At 61.7% G+C, this 18587-nt stretch carries 16 protein-coding genes; 13 read left to right on the top strand and 3 right to left on the bottom strand.

Going from position 1 to position 18587, the window contains the following annotated elements; all coding sequences use genetic code 11:
- Nucleotides 1–88 precede the first annotated feature (88 nt).
- The 4 genes from PD282_RS17480 (at nucleotide 89) to PD282_RS17465 (ending at nucleotide 5998) form a co-directional block, all read left to right on the top strand.
- Complete coding sequence (locus tag PD282_RS17480) at nucleotides 89–1300, top strand: exonuclease SbcCD subunit D (RefSeq protein WP_274651924.1); 1212 nt, start codon at nucleotides 89–91, stop codon at nucleotides 1298–1300.
- A complete protein-coding gene (locus PD282_RS17475) occupies nucleotides 1297–4836 on the top strand; it encodes an AAA family ATPase (RefSeq protein ID WP_274651923.1) in 3540 nt (1179 codons plus the stop codon). Before PD282_RS17480 ends, PD282_RS17475 begins: the two co-directional genes overlap by 4 nt.
- A gap of 236 nt (nucleotides 4837–5072) precedes the next feature.
- Nucleotides 5073–5687, top strand: a complete 615-nt coding sequence (locus tag PD282_RS17470) for a hypothetical protein (protein ID WP_274651922.1) — start codon at nucleotides 5073–5075, stop codon at nucleotides 5685–5687.
- Nucleotides 5688–5761: 74 nt separating this feature from the next.
- The gene (locus PD282_RS17465) at nucleotides 5762–5998 is read left to right on the top strand and encodes a cysteine-rich CWC family protein (RefSeq protein ID WP_274651921.1); all 237 of its coding nucleotides are present in this window, start codon (nucleotides 5762–5764) and stop codon (nucleotides 5996–5998) included.
- A 239-nt stretch (nucleotides 5999–6237) separates the two neighbouring features.
- On the opposite strand, the gene PD282_RS17460 is transcribed toward PD282_RS17465, so the two are convergent.
- On the bottom strand, nucleotides 6238–7134 hold the full coding sequence (locus tag PD282_RS17460) for an AraC family transcriptional regulator (RefSeq protein ID WP_274651920.1): 897 nt from the start codon (nucleotides 7132–7134) through the stop codon (nucleotides 6238–6240).
- A 113-nt stretch (nucleotides 7135–7247) separates the two neighbouring features.
- On the opposite strand from PD282_RS17460, the gene yicI reads away from it, so the two are divergent.
- Nucleotides 7248–9569, top strand: a complete 2322-nt coding sequence (gene yicI, locus PD282_RS17455; RefSeq protein WP_274651919.1) for an alpha-xylosidase — start codon at nucleotides 7248–7250, stop codon at nucleotides 9567–9569.
- Nucleotides 9570–9906: 337 nt separating this feature from the next.
- Here the strand turns inward: yicI and rpiA are convergent, their stop codons facing one another.
- Nucleotides 9907–10608, bottom strand: a complete 702-nt coding sequence (gene rpiA / locus PD282_RS17450; RefSeq protein ID WP_274651918.1) for a ribose-5-phosphate isomerase RpiA — start codon at nucleotides 10606–10608, stop codon at nucleotides 9907–9909.
- Between the two features lie 24 nt (nucleotides 10609–10632).
- A complete protein-coding gene (locus tag PD282_RS17445) occupies nucleotides 10633–12552 on the bottom strand; it encodes an FAD-dependent oxidoreductase (protein ID WP_274651917.1) in 1920 nt (639 codons plus the stop codon).
- A 269-nt stretch (nucleotides 12553–12821) separates the two neighbouring features.
- On the opposite strand from PD282_RS17445, the gene PD282_RS17440 reads away from it, so the two are divergent.
- From PD282_RS17440 to PD282_RS17405, 8 genes are all read left to right on the top strand, one after another.
- Nucleotides 12822–13253, top strand: a complete 432-nt coding sequence (locus PD282_RS17440; RefSeq protein ID WP_274651916.1) for a hypothetical protein — start codon at nucleotides 12822–12824, stop codon at nucleotides 13251–13253.
- Nucleotides 13254–13372: 119 nt separating this feature from the next.
- Nucleotides 13373–13714, top strand: coding sequence for a histidine triad nucleotide-binding protein (locus PD282_RS17435; RefSeq protein WP_274651915.1), 342 nt, complete (start codon nucleotides 13373–13375; stop codon nucleotides 13712–13714).
- Nucleotides 13715–13854: 140 nt separating this feature from the next.
- Nucleotides 13855–14028, top strand: a complete 174-nt coding sequence (rpsU, locus tag PD282_RS17430; RefSeq protein ID WP_005547957.1) for a 30S ribosomal protein S21 — start codon at nucleotides 13855–13857, stop codon at nucleotides 14026–14028.
- 15 nt (nucleotides 14029–14043) lie between these two features.
- Nucleotides 14044–14487, top strand: coding sequence for a GatB/YqeY domain-containing protein (locus tag PD282_RS17425; RefSeq protein WP_274651914.1), 444 nt, complete (start codon nucleotides 14044–14046; stop codon nucleotides 14485–14487).
- A gap of 133 nt (nucleotides 14488–14620) precedes the next feature.
- The gene (locus PD282_RS17420; protein ID WP_274651913.1) at nucleotides 14621–15967 is read left to right on the top strand and encodes an MATE family efflux transporter; all 1347 of its coding nucleotides are present in this window, start codon (nucleotides 14621–14623) and stop codon (nucleotides 15965–15967) included.
- Nucleotides 15968–16069: 102 nt separating this feature from the next.
- Nucleotides 16070–16906, top strand: a complete 837-nt coding sequence (locus PD282_RS17415; protein ID WP_274651912.1) for an NfeD family protein — start codon at nucleotides 16070–16072, stop codon at nucleotides 16904–16906.
- A gap of 15 nt (nucleotides 16907–16921) precedes the next feature.
- On the top strand, nucleotides 16922–17917 hold the full coding sequence (gene floA, locus PD282_RS17410; protein WP_274651911.1) for a flotillin-like protein FloA: 996 nt from the start codon (nucleotides 16922–16924) through the stop codon (nucleotides 17915–17917).
- Nucleotides 17918–17925: 8 nt separating this feature from the next.
- Entirely contained in the window at nucleotides 17926–18528 is a 603-nt protein-coding gene (locus PD282_RS17405) for a hypothetical protein (protein WP_274651910.1), read from the top strand.
- The last annotated feature ends 59 nt before the right edge of the window (nucleotides 18529–18587 follow it).

Raw genomic sequence — 18587 nt, 5'->3', positions numbered from 1 at the left:
GGGATGGCCCGAAGATCTTAATGGAGCGCTTGAGCCGCATTTTGGTGCGGCTGCTTGCGCCGTGAAACCAGGGAGGAGGGGGAGCTGGATGCGAATACTGCATACGGCGGACTGGCATTTCGGGCGGACGCTCGAAGGGCGCAGCCGCCACGAGGAGCAGGAGGCTTTTGTGGACGAGCTGGCCGCCATCGTCAAGGACGAGGCGATCGACCTCGTATTGCTGGCCGGCGACGTCTACGATTCGGTAAACCCGCCGGCTGCGGCGGAGCAGCTGTTTTACGAGGCGTTATCCCGGCTGGCGGACGGGGGGAAACGGACCATTGCGGTCATTGCCGGCAATCACGACCATCCCGAACGGGTCGCGGCGGCGGCACCGCTTGCGGCGAAAAGCGGGATCCGGCTCGCCGGGCTGCCTGCCGCATCGCCGATGACGGCCGATATCGCAAGAACCGGAGAAAGGGCCGTCATCGCGGCGCTTCCGTATCCGTCGGAGTCGCGGCTGCGCGAGCTGCTCAGCGAAGCGACCGACGAAGCGGCGCTGCGCAGCGCCTATTCGGAGCGGGTCGGCCGGCTGATGGCGAAAATGGGCGAATCGTTCGGTCCTGACACCGTCAATTTGGCGATGAGCCATATCTATGTGCTCGGCGGACTCGAAACCGACTCCGAGCGGCCGATACAAGTGGGCGGCGCGTATACGGTCGATCCTTCGGCGCTGCGCTGCGGCGCGCAGTACGTGGCGCTCGGCCACCTGCACCGCCCGCAGCGGGTCGGCGGCGACGATCGGATGCGCTACAGCGGCTCGCCGCTCGCGTACAGCTTCTCGGAAGCGGGCCAGGCGAAGTCGGTTACGGTATTCGACGCCGAGCCGGGCGCTGCCGTTCAGCCCCGGGAGGTGCTGCTCGGCTGCGGCCGTCCGCTCGTGCAGTGGCGCGCAAAAGGGGGGCTTGAGGAAGTGTACCGCTGGCTGGAGGAGGGCCGGGACGCCAGAGCCTGGATCGATCTGGAGGTGGCGCTGACCGAAACGATGACGCTGCCGCAAATTCAGCAGCTGCGCAAACAGCACGACGGTTTTATCCATATCCGTCCGGTTTATCCGGAAACGGAAGAGCGGTCCGATGCGGACGGGCGTTCCCGGGAGAAGCTGCCGGCGGAGGAGCTGTTCCGGCGTTTTTTCGCCCGTCAGACCGGCGGCGCGGAGCCGGATGCCGAGACGGTTCGGCTTTTTCTGGAGCTGATCGCCGAAGACGAAGAAGAAGCGGGACCGGAGGACGTCCGGCTGGAAGGAGGCGAAAGCGCATGAAGCCGATTGTGCTGCGGCTGAGTGGTCTGCAGAGCTATCGAGAGGCGCAGGAGGTCGATTTCAGCCGGCTGTGCGAAGCCGGCGTCTTCGGTATTTTCGGCTCGACCGGCAGCGGGAAATCGAGCATCCTCGACGCGATGACGCTCGCGCTGTACGGCAAGGTCGAGCGGGCGGCGAACGGCACGCAGGGCATTATGAACCAGGCCGAGAAGCAGCTGTCCGTCGCCTTTACGTTCGAGCTGGCCGCTCCGGGCGAGCGGCGGCTGTACCGGGTCGAACGGCAGTTCAAACGCAGCGGCGACGTAACGGTCAGCAATACGCTGAGCCGGTTCATCGAGGTGACGGAAGCGGGGGAGACCGTGCTGGCCGACAAACTGGCCGACGTCACCCGCTGCGTGGAGGAACGGATCGGCCTGAATATGCAGGACTTCACGCGGGCGGTCGTGCTGCCTCAGGGCAAGTTCGCGGAATTTCTGTCGCTGACCGGCAAGGACCGCCGCCAAATGCTGCAGCGGCTGTTCCGGCTGGAGCGGTTCGGCGACGGGCTCGCGTTGAAGCTGAACCAGCGCATGAAAGCGGCGGAAGCCGCGCTGAACGAGGCGGCAGCCGAGCAGCACGGGCTCGGCGACGCCTCTGCGGACGCGGTCGACGCAGCGTCCGCGCGCCACCGCGAAGCGGCCGCCGCCGCGGCGGCGGCGCGTGCGGAGCTCGCGGAAGCGGAGCGGCTGCACGCGGAGCGGCTGCACGTGCGCGAGCGCCAGGAGGCGCTGCGCGCGAAGCAGGCGCTGCAGGCGAAGCTGCTCGAGGAGGCGCCGAAGGTGACGGCGCTCGAGCGCGAGCTGCAGCGCCTTGCGGCGGCCGAGCGGCTGCTGCCGGCGCTGGACGCCGCCGATGCGGCCGAAGCGGCGCTGCGCGCCGCCGCTTCGCGCCGCGAAGCCGCCGGGCGGGCGCATGCCGCCCGGCAGCAGGCGGCCGCTGAGGCCGCCGCCGCGCGGGCCGCGGCGGAAAGCGCGGCAGGCGAGGCCGAGCCGCGCCTCGCGCTGCGGCTCGAGCAGCTCGCGCAGGCGCAGCGGCTCGAGGCCGAAGCCGCCGCGCTGGCGGCGAGCGCCGCCGAAGGCGAACGCCGCCGCGCGGACGCCGCCGGCCGGCAGCACGGCTTTGGCGAGCAGGCCGCCAAAGCGGAGGATACGCTCGCGCGGGCGGCGCAGCGGCAGAGCGAGCTGAAGGCGCAGCTGCAGCAGGCCGAGCTGAGCGCCGAGGAGCGCCAGCTCCGCACGGCGGCTGCGCAGCGGCTGCAGCACGCCGAGGCGCTGCGCGCGCAGCACGCGGCCGCAGAGCGCGAAGCCGAAGCCGCCGCCGGCGAGCTGGAGCGGCGGCGGCAGGCGCTCCGAGCCGCTGAAGCGGATAGCGGCGCGGCGTTTGCCGCGCTGGAAAGCGCCGCCTTCCGGCTTCGCTCTGTACGCGCCGAAACGGCGGCGCTCGAGCGTACGCTGCGGGATGCCGCGCGGGAGCTACCCGCCAGGCTGGAGCGTGCCCGGTCCGCCGAGCGCGCGGCGCAGCTGGAGCGGCTTGCGGCGCAGCTGGCCTCTTCGCTGGCGGACGGGGAGCCTTGTCCGGTCTGCGGATCGCTCGACCATCCGATTCGCCTCCACGCGCCCGATGTTAACGGCTCCCAGCCGCCCGAAACAGGTGCGGCCGAAGCCTGGGAAACCGTTCAGCAGCGGACGCAGGAGCTGCTGCTTCGTACGAGCGGCCTGCATGCGAAGCTCGGAGCCGCCTTTGAACGCATCGAGGAAGCGCTCGCCGATGGGGATGCGGCTCGGCGGTCCGCTTCGGACGGAGCAGTGGAAGACGCGTTCGGTGCGCGGCGCGCCGCTGCCGCGGAAGCGGCCGCGGCCGTTGATGCAGAAGCCGCATCAGCCGCGGACTTGCTTAATGGAGAAGCCCGTGCGCCATCCGTGATGGGCCGAGGGCCTCTTGGAGAGGAGCGGTCGCTGCAGGCCGCCGAACGGTTCCTGCAGGAAGCGGAACATACATACGTACAGGCCGCCGCGTCCTTCTCCGCGGTCGAGCCGGAGCTTACGTCCGTCCGCGCCCGCCGGACGGAAGCGCAGCGCCGCTATGCCGCGGCGGAAAGCGCCAGCCGCGCTCAGGAAGCGCTGGCGGAGGCCGCGAGCCGGCGCTGCGCCGGACTGACGGACGAGCTGGACCGCGAACGGCGGGAATGGATGAGCCGGTTCGGGGCCGAATTAACGATGGAGCAGGCACAGCCGCTTCTGGATGCCTTTGAGCAGAGAGAAACGGCTGCCCTCGATCTGCGCAGCCGGCTGGAACGGAGCGTGACGTTCATCGAGGAAACGGCGGCGCAGCTTCACCGGCTGCGGCAGTCCGGGCAGGAGGCGCAGCTCGAAGCCGTCGAGCTTGCCGCCAGACTGTCCGGCCTGAAAGAGCAGCTGACGGAAAAAGAACGCCTTTTGCGGGAATGGACGGTCGGACGTCCGGCTGCCGAGCTGCTCCGGGAGGCCGAACGGGAACTCCGCGAGCTGCGGGTCCGGCTGCACCGGCTGAAGGAGGCGCAGGAGACGGCCGTCGACGCTCTGCAAGCGGCGTCCGGCGAGCGGATCGCCGCCGAAGAGGCGGAGCGGGCCGCGGCGGCGAGAAAGGGGGAAGCCGATGCCGCTATGCATTCGGCGCTGCAGAGCTCGCCGTTTCAATCCGGCGATGAAGCGCAAAGCCTGCGGCCGCTGCTTCCGCAGCAGGAAGCAATCGCCGCGCAGATCGCAAAATACCGGGAGGCGGAGCGCCAGCTTGCCGCTCAAATCGAGCTGCTGCGCGACCAGCTCGGCGGCCGGTCGGTCACGGACGAGGAATGGGAGCGCTGCGTCTCCCGCCTGCAGACGGCAAGAGCGCGCGGCGAAGAGCTGCTGCAGCTGGCCGCCAAAGCGGAGCGCGATGCCGAGGAGCTGAAAGCGAGGCACGAACGCTGGACCGCGCTGGAGGAAAAGCGGCTCAAAATGGAGCGGCTGTGCGAACGCCTTAAAACGCTGCAAACCGTTTTCCGCGGCAACGCCTTCGTCGAATATGTGGCCGAGGAGCAGCTGGTGCAGGTTTGCCGCTCCGCTTCCGAACGGCTCGGCTATTTGACGAAACGGCGCTACGCGCTCGAGGTCGATTCCGGCGGCGGCTTCGTGATCCGCGACGACGCGGGCGGCGGTATCCGCCGGCCGGTATCCACGCTCTCCGGCGGCGAAACGTTCCTCGCTTCGCTCGCCCTCGCGCTTGCGCTGTCCGGCCAAATTCAGCTTCGGGGCAAATACCCGCTGCAGTTCTTTTTCCTGGACGAGGGCTTCGGCACGCTCGATCCCGAGCTGCTCGATACGGTCATAACTGCGCTGGAGAAGCTGCATCACGACAAGCTGGCCGTCGGCGTTATCAGTCACGTTCCGGAGCTGCGGGCGAGACTGCCCCGCCGGCTGATCGTCACCGGGGCGGAGCCGTTCGGCCGCGGCAGCACGGTCGCGCTCGAAACGATGTAGGGCGTTATTGTGACAATCGCGCGCGCAGGCTTGAAACCGCCCGAAAAAAGCGGTAACGTGAAGCTGGGCGGTACGATGCCGCCCGGCTCGAAACGACCGGATGTGAAGGCGGGCCGCTGATCTTTCAGCGTTTTGCTCCGGTCCGAAAGCCAGCCTTGTAAACGGGGAAGAGACTTGCGGCGCTTCTTTTTGTACGGCGGCAGCCGCGTTTTCCGCTTGTGGAGGAATGATGATCTTTGGAGGAACAACAAAAGAAGCGTTCCTATTTCGTGCCGGTGCTGCTCCTGCTGCTCGTGGTTAGCTTTACGGGCAACATCCTGCTTGTCAGCAAGCGCGTCTCGGACGATCAGGAAGACCGCGTTCAGCGGGGGCTGGCGATTATCGCTGACGGAAAACAGGCGAAGCTTCATATCGACGCGGTTCTGACGAATGTGGATGCCATGCTCGGCAGCGGCAGCGACATCTCCCGCCGGTTGGCCGCAAAAGGTGCACTGGGCGCCGCCTTCAAGCAGGCGGATGAGGTCATCCGTTTCATGGGCGAGGCGCAAAAAATAAGCGGCAAATCGTTTCCGTCGACAAAACGGGATGCTGCATCCTTTTTTGGAGAGGCCGAGCGGTCGATGCTGCAGCTCGGCAATCACGACGGCCCGCTGACGGCGCCGGAACAGGCTTATTTGCAAATGATGAAGCAGGTATACGAGCAGCTGAAAACGGACCTTGCGCCATTCGAATATAAGACGGTATCCCGAGATATCGGCCTGACCGTTCAAACGGGCGGCGCCTGGGTTGACATGGCCTCCCGTATGCAGGAGGCGATCAACGCCCCGGACAACGTCGTGTTCAAACCGTAGTGAAGCGGCAAACGGCCGAAGCTCAGCCAGTTTTTTAAACTTGATGGGGTATGACCCGTTTTGGAGGAGAGATGATGGCAAACGACCCGGCGAGATGCCCGCTCTGCGGAGGCGATAACAGCTGCGTCATGGCGGCCGGCCGAAAGGACGAGCCGTGCTGGTGCATGACGGCCCGCTTCCCGGAGGAAATCTTTGCGCTCATCCCTCCCGAGAACCGGCGAAAAGCCTGCATCTGTCCGGCTTGCCTGGAGCGGTTCAAGCACGGTCATAACGAACAGCAGTCAACCAAACCGAAGTCAATCGAACCGTAGTCATGAACCGCAGTCAACCAAACCGCGATCAACCAAACCACTGTCAACCGAACCGCGGTAACCGAATCATATACAACTTATCCGCAAGCAAGCCGGCCGGGATTTTCCCGGCCGGCTTGCTTGTTAACGGATCTGTTATTAGCTTCGATAAGCACCCTTCCGCCCAGCACCTAGCCGCGCCACCGCACCCGGCACCCTGCCGCCGCCACGCCCGCGATTTAGCTTGCTTTTCCCAACTATTAAGACGAAGATGCCTCCCGCTTCCGGTAATTGGCCGGCGTGCAGCCGTAATGCTGCTTGAAGACGCCGATAAAATAGCTTAAATTGTTGAATCCGACGTCGAGCGCGATATCGATCGTTTTTTTGTCCGTTTCCCGGAGCAGGACGGCCGCCTGCTGCATGCGATACTGATTGACGTATTCGACCGGGCTTTTCGCCGTGATCTCCTTGAAGAAACGGCAAAAATATGCCTCGCTCATCGAGACGAGATCCGCGAGCTCCTTCAGCCGGATCTGTTCGCCGTAATGAACCTGAATATAGCCGAGCACCGTTTTCAATCGCTCGATCTTCGTTTCGTCCGATCCGGCCGGCGTCTGCTGAGGCGCGGGATCGCCGAGCGCGAACAGCTTCGACAGCATCAGGAACAAGAGCCCCTTGGTCTCGAGCTCGAACGCCGGCCGCTGGTCCCGGTTCGCTTCGATCAGCGTTTCGAGCTGCTGCAGCAGCTCCGTCTCCTCGGGGCTCCTGCCGGTCAAATGGACGGGAACCTTCCGTTTGCGCTGGATCAGCGGCTGAATGTACCGCTCCTGCATGACGTCGATTTTGCCGCTGCCCAGCATGTCGGGATGAAACACGACGGCGATAAACGAACAGGAGCCGCCGTCCGGCGCATAGCCGGAATGGAGCTCGCCGGAGTTGATGAAGATCGCTTCCCCGGCGCAGACCCGGTAATTGTTCACATCGACGCGAAATACCGCTTCGCCATCGGTGACGACCAGAATCTCCAGCTCCTCATGCCAATGCAGATCCATCAGCGGCTCGCCCGGCAGACACGAATACGGGTAGATGCTGATCGGGTAAAGCGGCCTGCCATGGACGCGATTTTCTTTCAGCAGCGCTTTATTCACCGGCTTCACCAGCCTTTCTTCGTCTATAAAGGTCAAAATGCTAATATCAATTAGCAAAATGTAGAAAGATTTTCAAAGATAAAGTCAATATCATTATACTATACGAAACGGAGGGATTCGAGTTGAAATTTACTGACGGCTACTGGATGCTGAAAGACGGCATCCGTATCAGCCACCCGGTCGAAATACGCGATCTGACAGCGGACGAACAGCAGCTTTCGGTTCATGCCGCCTGCAAAAACATCCGCACCAAAGGGGATACGTTAAACGCTCCGCTGCTGAACGTGGAGCTCAGCTCGCCCTTCGCCGACGTCATTAAAGTGCGCTGGACGCATCATGCCGGCAAAAGGCCGAAAGGTCCGGCATTCACCGTTTTTGAAGATGGGAATCATCGCGTGACGATCGAAAATGGCGACGATGCAGCGACGCTGCAGAGCGGCGGGCTGACGGCAGCTATCCGCAAGGACGGCCCGTGGGAAATCGCCTTTCACAATTACGGTAAACGCATTACCGGAAGCGGTCCGCGGCGAGCCGGGTATATCGAGACGAAGGAAAAATCCGCCTTTTTCCGCGAGCAGCTTGACCTTGGTGTCGGCGAATCGGTTTACGGGCTTGGCGAGCGGTTTACGCCGTTTGTGAAAAACGGCCAGGTCGTCGACATCTGGAACGAAGACGGCGGGACAAGCAGCGAGCAGGCTTACAAGAACGTGCCGTTTTACCTGTCAAGCGAAGGCTACGGCGTTTTCGTCAACCATCCGGAACGCGTCTCGTTCGAGATTGCGTCGGAGCACGTATCCAAGGTGCAGTTCAGCGTCCCGGGCGAAACGCTCGAGTATTACGTGATCGGCGGCCGTACGCTGAAGGATGTCCTGAACAATTATACGACGCTGACGGGCAAGCCCGCGCTGCCTCCGGCTTGGTCGTTCGGGCTGTGGCTGACGACGTCGTTTACGACCGATTACGACGAAGCGACCGTCAACTCGTTTATCGAAGGAATGGAGAAGCGCAATCTTCCGCTGCACGTGTTCCATTTCGACTGCTTCTGGATGAAGGAGTACCAGTGGTGCGATTTCGAATGGGACCCCGCCGTTTTCCCGGATCCGGAAGGCATGCTGAAGCGGCTCAAGGACCGCGGGCTGAAAATTTGCGTCTGGATCAATTCGTATATTGCGCAAAAATCGCCGCTGTTCCGGGAGGGCATGGAGAAAGGCTATTTGCTCAAAACGAAAGACGGCGACGTTTGGCAGTGGGATATGTGGCAGGCGGGCATGGGACTCGTCGATTTCACGAACCCGGATGCGGCGGAATGGTATAAGAGTCATTTGAGGCGTCTCGTCGACCAGGGGGTTGACTGCTTCAAAACGGATTTCGGCGAGCGCATTCCGACGGATGTCGTTTATTTCGACGGCTCCGACCCGGATAAAATGCACAACTATTATACGTTTCTGTTCAATCGGGCGGTCTTCGAGGTGCTTGAGGAGAAGCTCGGCAAAAACGAAGCGATGCTGTTCGCCCGTTCGGCGGCGGCAGGCAGCCAGCAGTTTCCGGTGCACTGGGGCGGCGATTGCTCCGCGACATACGAATCGATGGCCGAATCGCTGCGCGGCGGTCTGTCGCTCGGCCTCTCGGGCTTCGGCTTCTGGAGTCACGACATCAGCGGCTTCGAGCGGACCGCGCCGCCGGACATTTACAAGCGCTGGGTCGCGTTCGGCCTGCTGTCCTCGCACAGCCGCCTGCACGGCAACGAATCGTACCGGGTGCCGTGGCTGTTCGACGAGGAGGCGGTCGACGTTCTCCGGTTTTTCACGAAGCTCAAAAGCAGCCTGATGCCGTACCTGTTCGCGGCTGCGGTCGAGGCTTCGCAGTTCGGGCGGCCGGTGATGCGCGCGATGGTGCTCGAGTTTCCGGAGGACCCGACCTGCCATCCGCTCGATCTCCAGTATATGCTGGGCCAAAGCCTGCTCGTCGCGCCGATCTTCCGGCCGGACGGCAGCGTCCGCTACTACGTGCCGGAAGGACGCTGGACAAATTATTTTACGGGCGAAACGATCGAGGGCGGGGCGTGGCGGCGGGAAACGCACGGCTATATGAGCCTGCCGCTACTCGTGCGGCCGAATACGCTGCTGGCTGTGGGCGCCGACGATCTGCGGCCGGATTACGATTACGCCGACGGCGTATCGTTTGAGCTGTTCGAGCTGGTAGACGGTGCGGAAGCCGCCGCTCCGGTCCACGGCTTGAACGGAGAGCTGCAGGTGGCGGCCAAAGCGTCGCGTACCGGCAGCCGGATCTCGATCACGGCGGAGGGAGCGGTCAAGCTTTGGAGCGTGATGCTGCGCGGCATCCGCGAAGCCTCCCGGATCGAAGGCGCGACGGGCGAGACGACCGCGCGCGGGCTGAAGCTGACGCCCGAACCCGGCAGGCAGTCGATCATTGTGACGCTGTAAGAAGCTTCACCAAACAACGAAACGCCCTTCGGCCTATACCATGGCCGAAGGGCGTTTCGCGTCATGCCGTGCGAATTGCTCATTCTACTCTTTATGCAAGCGATTGGTCGCCGTTAAGCACCGCGGATCGTACGATGGGAGCGGGGTATTTTGCGGGGGCGATGCCATCCGACGGCGCCAGATCAGCACATCCGCGATTGTTCCGCGGTCGGCAGATCAGCACATCCGCGATTGTTCCGCGGTCGGCAGATCAGCACATCCGCGATTGTTCCGCCGATCGCCAGCGTCCTTTACAGATCAGCACATCCGCGATTGTTCCGCAGGCCGCCGGCGTCCTTCACGATTGGCGAACAAGCGGCGCCGCCGATCCGTCGGCCCTGCCGACGATAACCCCGCTCGCCATCCCGACGAACAGGCCGTTTTCCACGACGCCGGGAATCGCATTCAGCTGCGCGGTCAGCCGGCCCGGATCGCCGATGGAGCCGAAGTTGCAGTCCGCGATATAATTGCCGTTGTCGGTCGTATAGACGGAGCCGTCCCGTGCGAGGCGAACGACCGGATTTCCGCCCAGCTCCGTCAGCTTGGCCAAAGTCAGCTCCTTGCCGAACGGAACAATTTCCACAGGCAGGGGGAAAGCGCCGAGACGCCGGACGACCTTGCTTTCATCGACGACGAGGATCAGCGTCCTGCTTGCGGCGGCGACGATTTTCTCGCGCAGCAGCGCGCCGCCGCCGCCTTTGATGGCGTTGAATGCGCCGTCGACCTCGTCGGCGCCGTCGATCGTTACGTCAATGCCGTCAATATCGGCAAAGGGGGAGATCGGAATGCCGAGCTCGCGGGCAAGCCGCTCCGATTGTACCGAAGTGGCAACTGCCCGGATCGACAGCCCGCCTTGCACGAACTCCCCGATTTTGCGGATCGCATAGACCGCGGTCGATCCTGTGCCGAGCCCGACGGTCATGCCGCTCTCGATGCGCCGGACCGCTTCTTCGGCCGCCGCCCGTTTTCCTGTTGCCTGTGCGCTGGAATCCTGATTCAATGTGATCCGCTCCTTCTCGCCATTTTAGACCCGGGCAAGCTCTTCCGCCAGCAGCTGCGCGACGCGGCGCGCGCTCGAGAAGGCCCGCTCGGCCAGCTCGCCTTTGCCCTCGCAGCCGTCGCCGCAAAAGTAGAAGGGCATGCTTTCGATCCGGCTGGGCAGCAGGCGGTTGCCAACGACATTTTTGACGCTTTGCACCATCGCTTTCTTGGAAACCCGCTTAACGGCGACGGCGTCGCGCCAGCCCGGATAATGGCGGTCGAACAGCGCCTCCATTTGCGCCGTGCGTTCCTCAAGGTATGCTTTGCGGCCATTCTCGCCTCCGTGCGTCTCGTCGCTCAGATAAGCGATGCCCTGCAGCAGCTGGCCGCCTTCGGGAATGAGCGTATGGTCCGTTGCCGATACGTCGGAAATGAACATTTTGTTGTTCATATCGCTGATATAGCTGAACGGCCGGGCTACGATACGATTGAAGCCGACGTCGTACACCATGACTTCCGTCGGCGTGTTCCGCTCGTACGGCTCAAGGAACGGCTCCCACGGAGTGCCGCGAAGCAGCTTGACGACCTGCTGCACCGGCATGGCGAAGACGATGCGGTCGAACGCTTCCTCGCGCGATTTGGTCTTCAAAATATATTTGCCGTTCTCGTAGCGGATGCCGTCGACGCCTTCCTGCAGGGCGAACGTCCAGCGGCCGCTCTGATCGATTTTGGCGCGCAGCTGGTTCGTGATGACGGCCCAGCTGCCGAGCACGTAGTTGACGGGGCGCTGCGACAGAAACAAGTTGTGGTAATATGCGCTGATGACGGGTCCGGGCACGCGCCGCGCGTCTTCCGGAGTGATGAAGAAGTTGCTGCAGACCAGATGCTCCCACAGCTCCTTGACATCCTCGCCCGCGCCGGATTCGGCAAGGTAGTCGCCAAGCGTCGCATAATTTTTCACCTGATGAATGTTGGCGACGACCGCGGCAATTTCCGCCACGAAGCGGACCTTCTGCGCCGCGGTCAGCACCTCGGTCTTTACCAGATTGATCGCGTCGAGCGGGGCTGGCGTCACCTGATCGCCTTTCTCGTACATCACCTTCCGCTTGTCGACCTGCTTGCTGCCGAACGACAAGCCGAGCTCCCGCTCCATGACCGAAAGCGTATGACGGTCGATGCCGTAAATGGCGTGCGCGCCATAGTTAAGCGTAAAGCCGGCCTTCTCGTACGTAAACGCACGTCCGCCGAGCTGGGGGCTGCGTTCGAACAGGACGCCTTCCACGCCGGGCCGGGCCGATAAATAGGCGGCCGCCGTCAGGCCTGCAAGGCCGCCTCCGATAATTGCGATTTTCATTTTCGTTTCCTCCTCGATGAACGGCAAGCCGGAGCTGCCGTCTCCATTCGTCGTTGTCTCGTTTTGTCCCCGCAGTCCATCCCAGGCCGTTGCCAGATGCATGCGCAATGCGTCCGAAAGACTGCCGCCATGCGTCGCCCATCCGACGACGGTTCCCGCATAGATCGTATAGAGCAGCATGGCTTTTCTCCGGTCGCCGACCCAATCGGCGATTTCCGTCACGACGTAAGCCTCCAGCATCGTCAGCTGGCGTCTCAGCTCATCGTGCTCCATCTGCAGGGCGATCAGGCTGCGGACCACCTTCGGCATCGGCTCCAAAACCGACCCGAGGTCGATAAACAGCCGTTCGATATGACGCTGGATGAAAGCGACCCGCGAAGGCCGCTGCTGCGCCCACTGGCGCGCCGCATCCATTTGCCGCCGGGGCAGCTCGACGAGCAGCTCGTCCTTGCTTTTGAAATAGTGGTAAAAGGTACCCTTCGAAGTTCCGGTCGCATGGATGATCTCGTCCACCGATACCTGCTCGAAGCCGCGTTCGCGAAACAGCTTGAGTGCCGTTTCCACGACGAAATCGCGTTTTTGGCGGGTGGACGGGCGCATGAATCTCATACCGATCCCCCCGTTCCTTTCCATTATACCTCGTTGGAAAGGGCGTTATCTATCTCAAATTAGACTCATAGTCTAATCGTTTCGGCATTGATTCCGGTTCTCAGGCGGGAGGGGCACGCGCCTATTTTTTGATGAAACGGTAGCCAAACGCCTACGGGCGAATACCATGGAACAGACAAACGGCAAGCGCTGACGGAACGACTAGTACGCGTGGTATCGCGGAGCCGTTCGTGCAGCGCAGCAATCACTTTCAGGAGGTTATGACCCGCATGGAAAGCAAGGCTTCAACTTCGCCGGTGACGAAAACGTCCACCGCTCCCGTCGTCCATGAAATGCATAAAAAACCGACGGCGGTGATGCCGGAGCACAAAAAACCGACGGCGGTTATGCCGGCAGCAATGCCGGAGCACAAAAAGCCGATGGAGGTTCACGAAGTAAAAAAGTGGTGCCACGACCATAAATATCGATACGTCATGGTGCAGACGAAAGACGGCTGGTGCTGCGACGGGTTTGTCGAACATATCGACGACGAGCATGTCTACCTGGCGGTCCCTTATTGCGGAGAGTACGATTATCATCGGGGCTTCGTTCCCTTCGCTCCGTTTGCGCCGTCTCCGTTCTTTCCGCGGCGAAGATTCATTCGCCGGGTATTTCCTCTTACCGCACTGGTCGCATTTTCGCTCCTTCCGTTTTTCTGGTAACTTGCTTGGAAGACGGCGCTCCGCCTGGCGCCGGCTTCCCGTTCGATTGGACGAGCCCTGTTTTTTTCGGTATGATGGAAAGGTGAAACGCGTATTCAAAGAGCGGGAGGTAGCTTAGGATGGATTGTATTTTTTGCAAAATCGTCGAAGGTTCCGTTCCTTCGCGCAAGGTGTTCGAGAACGAACGCATTTTGGCTTTTCACGATATTCAGCCCGCCGCTCCGGTACATATTTTGATCATTCCGAAGGCGCATATTCCTACGATGAACGATGTCGCGGCGGAGCATGACGCCCTGATGGCCGAAATCTTCACGGTCGCCCGCCAAATCGCCGCGGAGCAGGGGATCGCCGAATCCGGCTACCGGCTCGTCAACAATTGCAATGCCGACGGCGGCCAGGTCGTTTACCATCTGCACCTGCATCTGCTGGGCGGCAGGAAGCTCGGCGCGGTTACCGGTTAATGGGAAGCCGGGACGGAAGAAAGGGAACCGGCAGCATGCAGCTGCCTTAAGTTGACACTGACTTTCGTCTTGACATATAATGAAGTTTGATAAACCGTGTGTTCTTCTTGGACGGTCTGTTTCGGAGGGAGGGAAAACTGGTGTCTGAAACAAAAGTTCGCAAAAACGAGACAATCGATGCTGCACTCCGCCGCTTCAAGCGTTCGATCGCAAAGGATGGCGTCTTGGCCGAGGTGAAGAAACGCAAGCATTATGAGAAGCCTAGTGTCAAACGCAAGAAAAAGTCCGAGGCTGCGCGTAAAAGAAAGTTTTAGGAGGATCCTTCCGCAATGAACCTTAGCGAACGATTGAACGACGATATGAAGCAAGCGATGAAAAGTCAGGACAAATTCAAGCTTTCCGTCATCCGGATGGTCCGTTCGTCCATCAAGAACCGGGAAATCGACTTGAAACGTTCGCTCGACGACACCGAAGTGCTTGATATCTTAAGTCGTGAAGTCAAACAACGTAAAGATTCCCTCCAAGAATTTGAAAAAGCCGGCCGCGACGATCTTGTGTCAGATCTTGCCGCAGAAATTGAAATTATTAGTGCATACCTTCCTCAGCAGCTGAACGAAGAAGAGATCAAAGTGATTGTTCAGCAGACCATCCAGGAAACCGGTGCTTCTTCCAAAGCCGAGATGGGGAAAGTCATGGCTGCCCTCATGCCGAAGGTAAAAGGGCGCGCTGACGGTAAACTAGTAAATACGATCGTGCAGCAATTTCTGCAATAACATACGCTTTCAGCCGAACACTCCCTGCAGCTTGGGAGTGTTTTTTCGTGTTGACAGCCGCTGCCTCCGCCTTCAAAATAGGTCTATCGTCAAAATCGGCTTCTGCCGAAGGAACGGGGACTGCAAAAAGGCTATGTTCAAAAACTGGGGCGCCATTCTCGTGCTCGCCGTTCCGTCGCTCGTCTCGTTCGCGACGCAGACGGTCACCGGCACCGTCAACCTGATCATGGTCGGCCATCTCGGGTCGCTCATCATCGCGGTTGTCGGGGTTTCCAACATTATTATGTACAACGCTTTCGCCCTTTTCTCTGGCATCGGTCATACGGTCAATTATTTGGTGGCGCAAAATTACGGCTCCGGGGATATGGTCAAGGGAATCTCCCGCACCTATTTGGCGATGCTGCTGTGCCTGTTTTTCGCCCTCTGTGTCGCCGCCGCTGGATGGACGGCTGCGGACGATATTTTGCGCTGGACGGGAGGCTCCGAGAGCCTGGTGCGCAGCGGCACGGATTATTTGAAGCTCCGCTTTTACGCCATGTCGTTCGGTATCGTCAATTTCGCTTTTCACGGTTTTTTGCGCGGCATCGGCGCGACGAAAATGTCCATGGTCGTCGCGCTCGTCAGCAACGTGCTGATGGCGCTGCTCACCTACATGTTCACCTTCGGGCGGTGGGGAAGCCCGGAGCTCGGGCTTCAGGGAGCCGGAATCGCCGTGCTCGCCGGAGAAGCGATACAGTTCCTGATTTGCGCCTTGCTGTTCTTTTTCGCCCTGCACGGGCGGTTCCGTACGCGCAGCCTGGGCGCGGTCCGTTTCGAATGGCCGGAAATGAAGCTCATCGCCGGCGAAAGCGGAAAGCTCGGCATGCAGGAATTTTCGCTCAGCCTGTCGATGTATATTTTCACTTCCTTTGTGGCAAGGCTGGGCGACGAGGCGCTTGCGGCAAACGAGGTATCGCTGAATGTCATGTCGTTCGGCTTTATGCCCGCGTTCGCATTCGGGGCGACGGCGACGATTATGGTCGGCCAGCATGTCGGCAAAGGCACGCCGCTGCTCGGGCGCCGGGCGGGCACGGACACGGCGGTGCTCGGTACGATTTTCCTGATCGTGCTCGGCACGGTGGAGATCATTTTCGCCGTTCCGATCGCCCATCTGTATTCGGACGACAAAGCGGTTTACGAGCTGGCCGCATTCCTGATTCAAGTGTCGGCTTATTTGCAAATTTTCGACGGCCTGCTCAATTTTTATGCCGGCGGCCTGCGGGGCATCGGGGATACGACCTTCCTGCTTCGCGTTTCGCTTGCGGTGAGCTGGCTGCTGTTCGTGCCGCTGGCGTATCTGTTTATTTTCGTCTTCGATTGGGGAAGCCTTGGAGCATGGTTGTCGCTTTATTCATTCCTGACGGTGTTCGGCATCAGCGTCATGGTCCGCTTCTACCGGACGGATTGGGCGTCCGTGCGCCTGAAGGAAGCGGCGCATTGAGCCGCCCGTGAAACGGGTGCCGGCCTGCGGCGTATTAAGGAGTGCGGCTCGGAAAGTCCGCGCCGCGCTTTGGCGGATGATCCAAAAAGGGAGGGCTGACTGTTGCGGCTGCGGCAACTTGTAAGAGGGAAGAAAGGGATGCTGCTCGTCCTGCTGCCGATTTTTGCGCTGCTGCTCAGCGCGCCGGCGTTTGCCGCCGGAGCGCAGGCTTCGGCCGCCGATTTGACGGCTTCGCTGCATGAGAGCGGGACGCTGGCCCTGCAGGCGCAGATGGGAGCAGCGGAGAAATTGGCCGATTTTCTGACGGGGCCGGTCGTGCGGACGCTGCTGTTTGCGATCGGGTTTGCCGGCGTGGCGATTGCGATGATCGTTCCGGGTCTCGGCGTTCCGGGCATCGCGGGCATCGCCGCCTTTGCCTTGTATTTCTACGGTAATTTCGTGACCGGCTCCGCAGGGGTGGAGGATATCCTCCTCTTCGTCATCGGCATCGTCCTGCTGGCGAGCGAGCTGTTCGTCCCGAGCTTCGGCATTCTGGCCGCGCTCGGCACGACGTCGCTCATCGCCGGTGCGGCGCTTGCCGCGCAGGACCCGAAGGAAGCGATATTGTCGCTGGTTATCGCGGCGATCGCAGCGGGAATCGTCGTATACTTTGTCGCCAGACGGTTCCGGCACCGGGGCGTCTGGAACAAGTTTATTTTGCGGGACCGGCTGACGACGGAGGAAGGGTATGTGTCGACGGCGGACAAAAAGTCGCTGCTCGGCGCGCACGGGGCTGCCATTACGCCGCTGCGTCCGGCAGGGACGGCGAACATCGGGGGCCGGCGTATCGACGTCGTGACGTCGGGCGAATTTATCGCCTCGGGTACGGACATCGAAGTTATCGAGGTCGAAGGCATGCGCGTCGTCGTACAGCGGCGCGAAGAAAATCAACACTCATAAACGGAGGGAATGCAAATGGGACTGGATCCGACTGTAACCATCATTATTATTGTGGTGCTCGCGATTATCGCGCTGTCCGTGTTTCTCAGCTTTTTCCCGATCATGCTCTGGATTTCGGCACTTGCTTCCGGCGTGCGCATCGGCATTATCACGCTCGTGGCGATGCGGCTGCGCCGGGTCATTCCGAGCCGGATCGTCAATCCGCTGATCAAAGCGACGAAGGCGGGGCTCGGGCTGACGATTAATCAGCTGGAAAGCCACTTTCTGGCGGGCGGCAACGTCGACCGCGTCGTCAATGCGCTGATCGCCGCGGAGCGGGCCAACATCGAGCTCGGCTTCGAACGGGCCGCCGCGATCGACCTGGCCGGCCGCGACGTGCTGCAGGCGGTGCAGATGAGCGTCAACCCGCGCGTCATCGAGACGCCGATCGTATCCGCCGTCGCCAAGGACGGCATCGAAGTGAAGGTCAAGGCGCGCGTAACGGTTCGCGCGAACATCGACCGGCTCGTCGGCGGCGCCGGCGAAGAAACGATTATCGCCCGCGTCGGCGAAGGCATTGTCACGACGGTCGGTTCTTCGAAATCGCATAAGGACGTGCTGGAAAACCCGGATCTCATCTCCCGGACCGTGCTGGGCAAAGGGCTGGACGCCGGCACGGCGTTCGAAATTTTGTCCATCGATATCGCGGACGTCGACGTGGGCAAAAACATCGGCGCCCATCTGCAGACGGAGCAGGCGGAAGCCGACAAGCGGATCGCCCAGGCAAAGGCGGAGGAACGCCGTGCGATGGCGGTGGCGCAGGAGCAGGAAATGAAGGCGAAGGTCGTCGAGATGCGCGCGCGCGTCGTCGAATCCGAATCCCAGGTGCCGCTGGCCATGGCGGACGCGCTGAAGAGCGGAAAAATCGGCGTGCTCGATTATATGAATTTGAAAAATATCGAAGCCGACACGCAGATGCGGAGCTCGATCGGCAGACCCGACGCCGGAATGACCGATAAGCCCGGCGAATAGGTGACGATATGGATGCGATCGTTCAATTTATCGTCCACAACTTCTTCATCGTTATCGTCGTCATCGGGTTCGTGCTTTCGCTGCTGAACAAGGCGCGCCGGGGCAACACCCGCTCCGGGCCCCGGATGCCGAATTTCGGCGGCAATCCGCCGCTGCCGAAAGGGCCCCGGCAGTTAACCGGGCAGCCGGGGCACTCTCGCCCGCCGGTGACGGCGAGGCAGGATGCCGCTTGGCCGGAGCGGCGCGAAACGACGGCCATGCCGACCGAACGCCCGGCAATGACGGCGCCTGATCGTCCGTCGATGCCGATCGAACGTCCGGCAATGACGACGCCCGAACGCCCGCCGATGACGTCGTACTCTTCAGCCGCGCAGCATGATGCGCAGGCGGACGTGCAGACGTCTGGCGGCTGGGAGATTGGCGTCGAGCGGACGTCTGCAGCAGCGGCCCCGGCGGCCGTCCTGCCCGGCAGGGGACGCCCCTCTGCAGCCGCCGATTCCTCAAGCCGCGCGCCTTTTCGGCTGGCGGACCGCGGCGAGCTGCAGCGCGCGGTCGTCCTGGCCGAGGTGCTTGGGCCGCCGCGGTCGAAGCGCCCTTTTCAACGAAAATAACAGACGAATTCACGAGGAACATTCCGCTTTGCCGCGGGATGTTCTTTTTTGTTGTATGG

Source organism: Paenibacillus humicola (assembly GCF_028826105.1).
GTDB classification, from domain to species: Bacteria; Bacillota; Bacilli; order Paenibacillales; family Paenibacillaceae; genus Paenibacillus_Z; species Paenibacillus_Z humicola.
The sequence above is the reverse complement of the archived record's forward strand: the minus strand, read 5'-3'. Positions and strand labels throughout refer to the sequence as shown.

Bases quoted from the DNA above. Each gene is read 5' to 3' on its own strand.
- PD282_RS17435 (WP_274651915.1), top strand. From the start codon at position 13,373: ATGGATTGTATTTTTTGCAAAATCGTCGAAGGTTCCGTTCCTTCGCGC.
- PD282_RS17405 (WP_274651910.1), top strand. From the start codon at position 17,926: ATGGATGCGATCGTTCAATTTATCGTCCACAACTTCTTCATCGTTATC.
- PD282_RS17465 (WP_274651921.1), top strand. From the start codon at position 5,762: ATGGCAAACGACCCGGCGAGATGCCCGCTCTGCGGAGGCGATAACAGC.
- PD282_RS17425 (WP_274651914.1), top strand. From the start codon at position 14,044: ATGAACCTTAGCGAACGATTGAACGACGATATGAAGCAAGCGATGAAA.
- PD282_RS17480 (WP_274651924.1), top strand. From the start codon at position 89: ATGCGAATACTGCATACGGCGGACTGGCATTTCGGGCGGACGCTCGAA.
- PD282_RS17445 (WP_274651917.1), bottom strand. From the start codon at position 12,552: ATGAGATTCATGCGCCCGTCCACCCGCCAAAAACGCGATTTCGTCGTG.
- PD282_RS17475 (WP_274651923.1), top strand. From the start codon at position 1,297: ATGAAGCCGATTGTGCTGCGGCTGAGTGGTCTGCAGAGCTATCGAGAG.
- floA (WP_274651911.1), top strand. From the start codon at position 16,922: ATGGGACTGGATCCGACTGTAACCATCATTATTATTGTGGTGCTCGCG.
- PD282_RS17440 (WP_274651916.1), top strand. From the start codon at position 12,822: ATGGAAAGCAAGGCTTCAACTTCGCCGGTGACGAAAACGTCCACCGCT.
- PD282_RS17420 (WP_274651913.1), top strand. From the start codon at position 14,621: ATGTTCAAAAACTGGGGCGCCATTCTCGTGCTCGCCGTTCCGTCGCTC.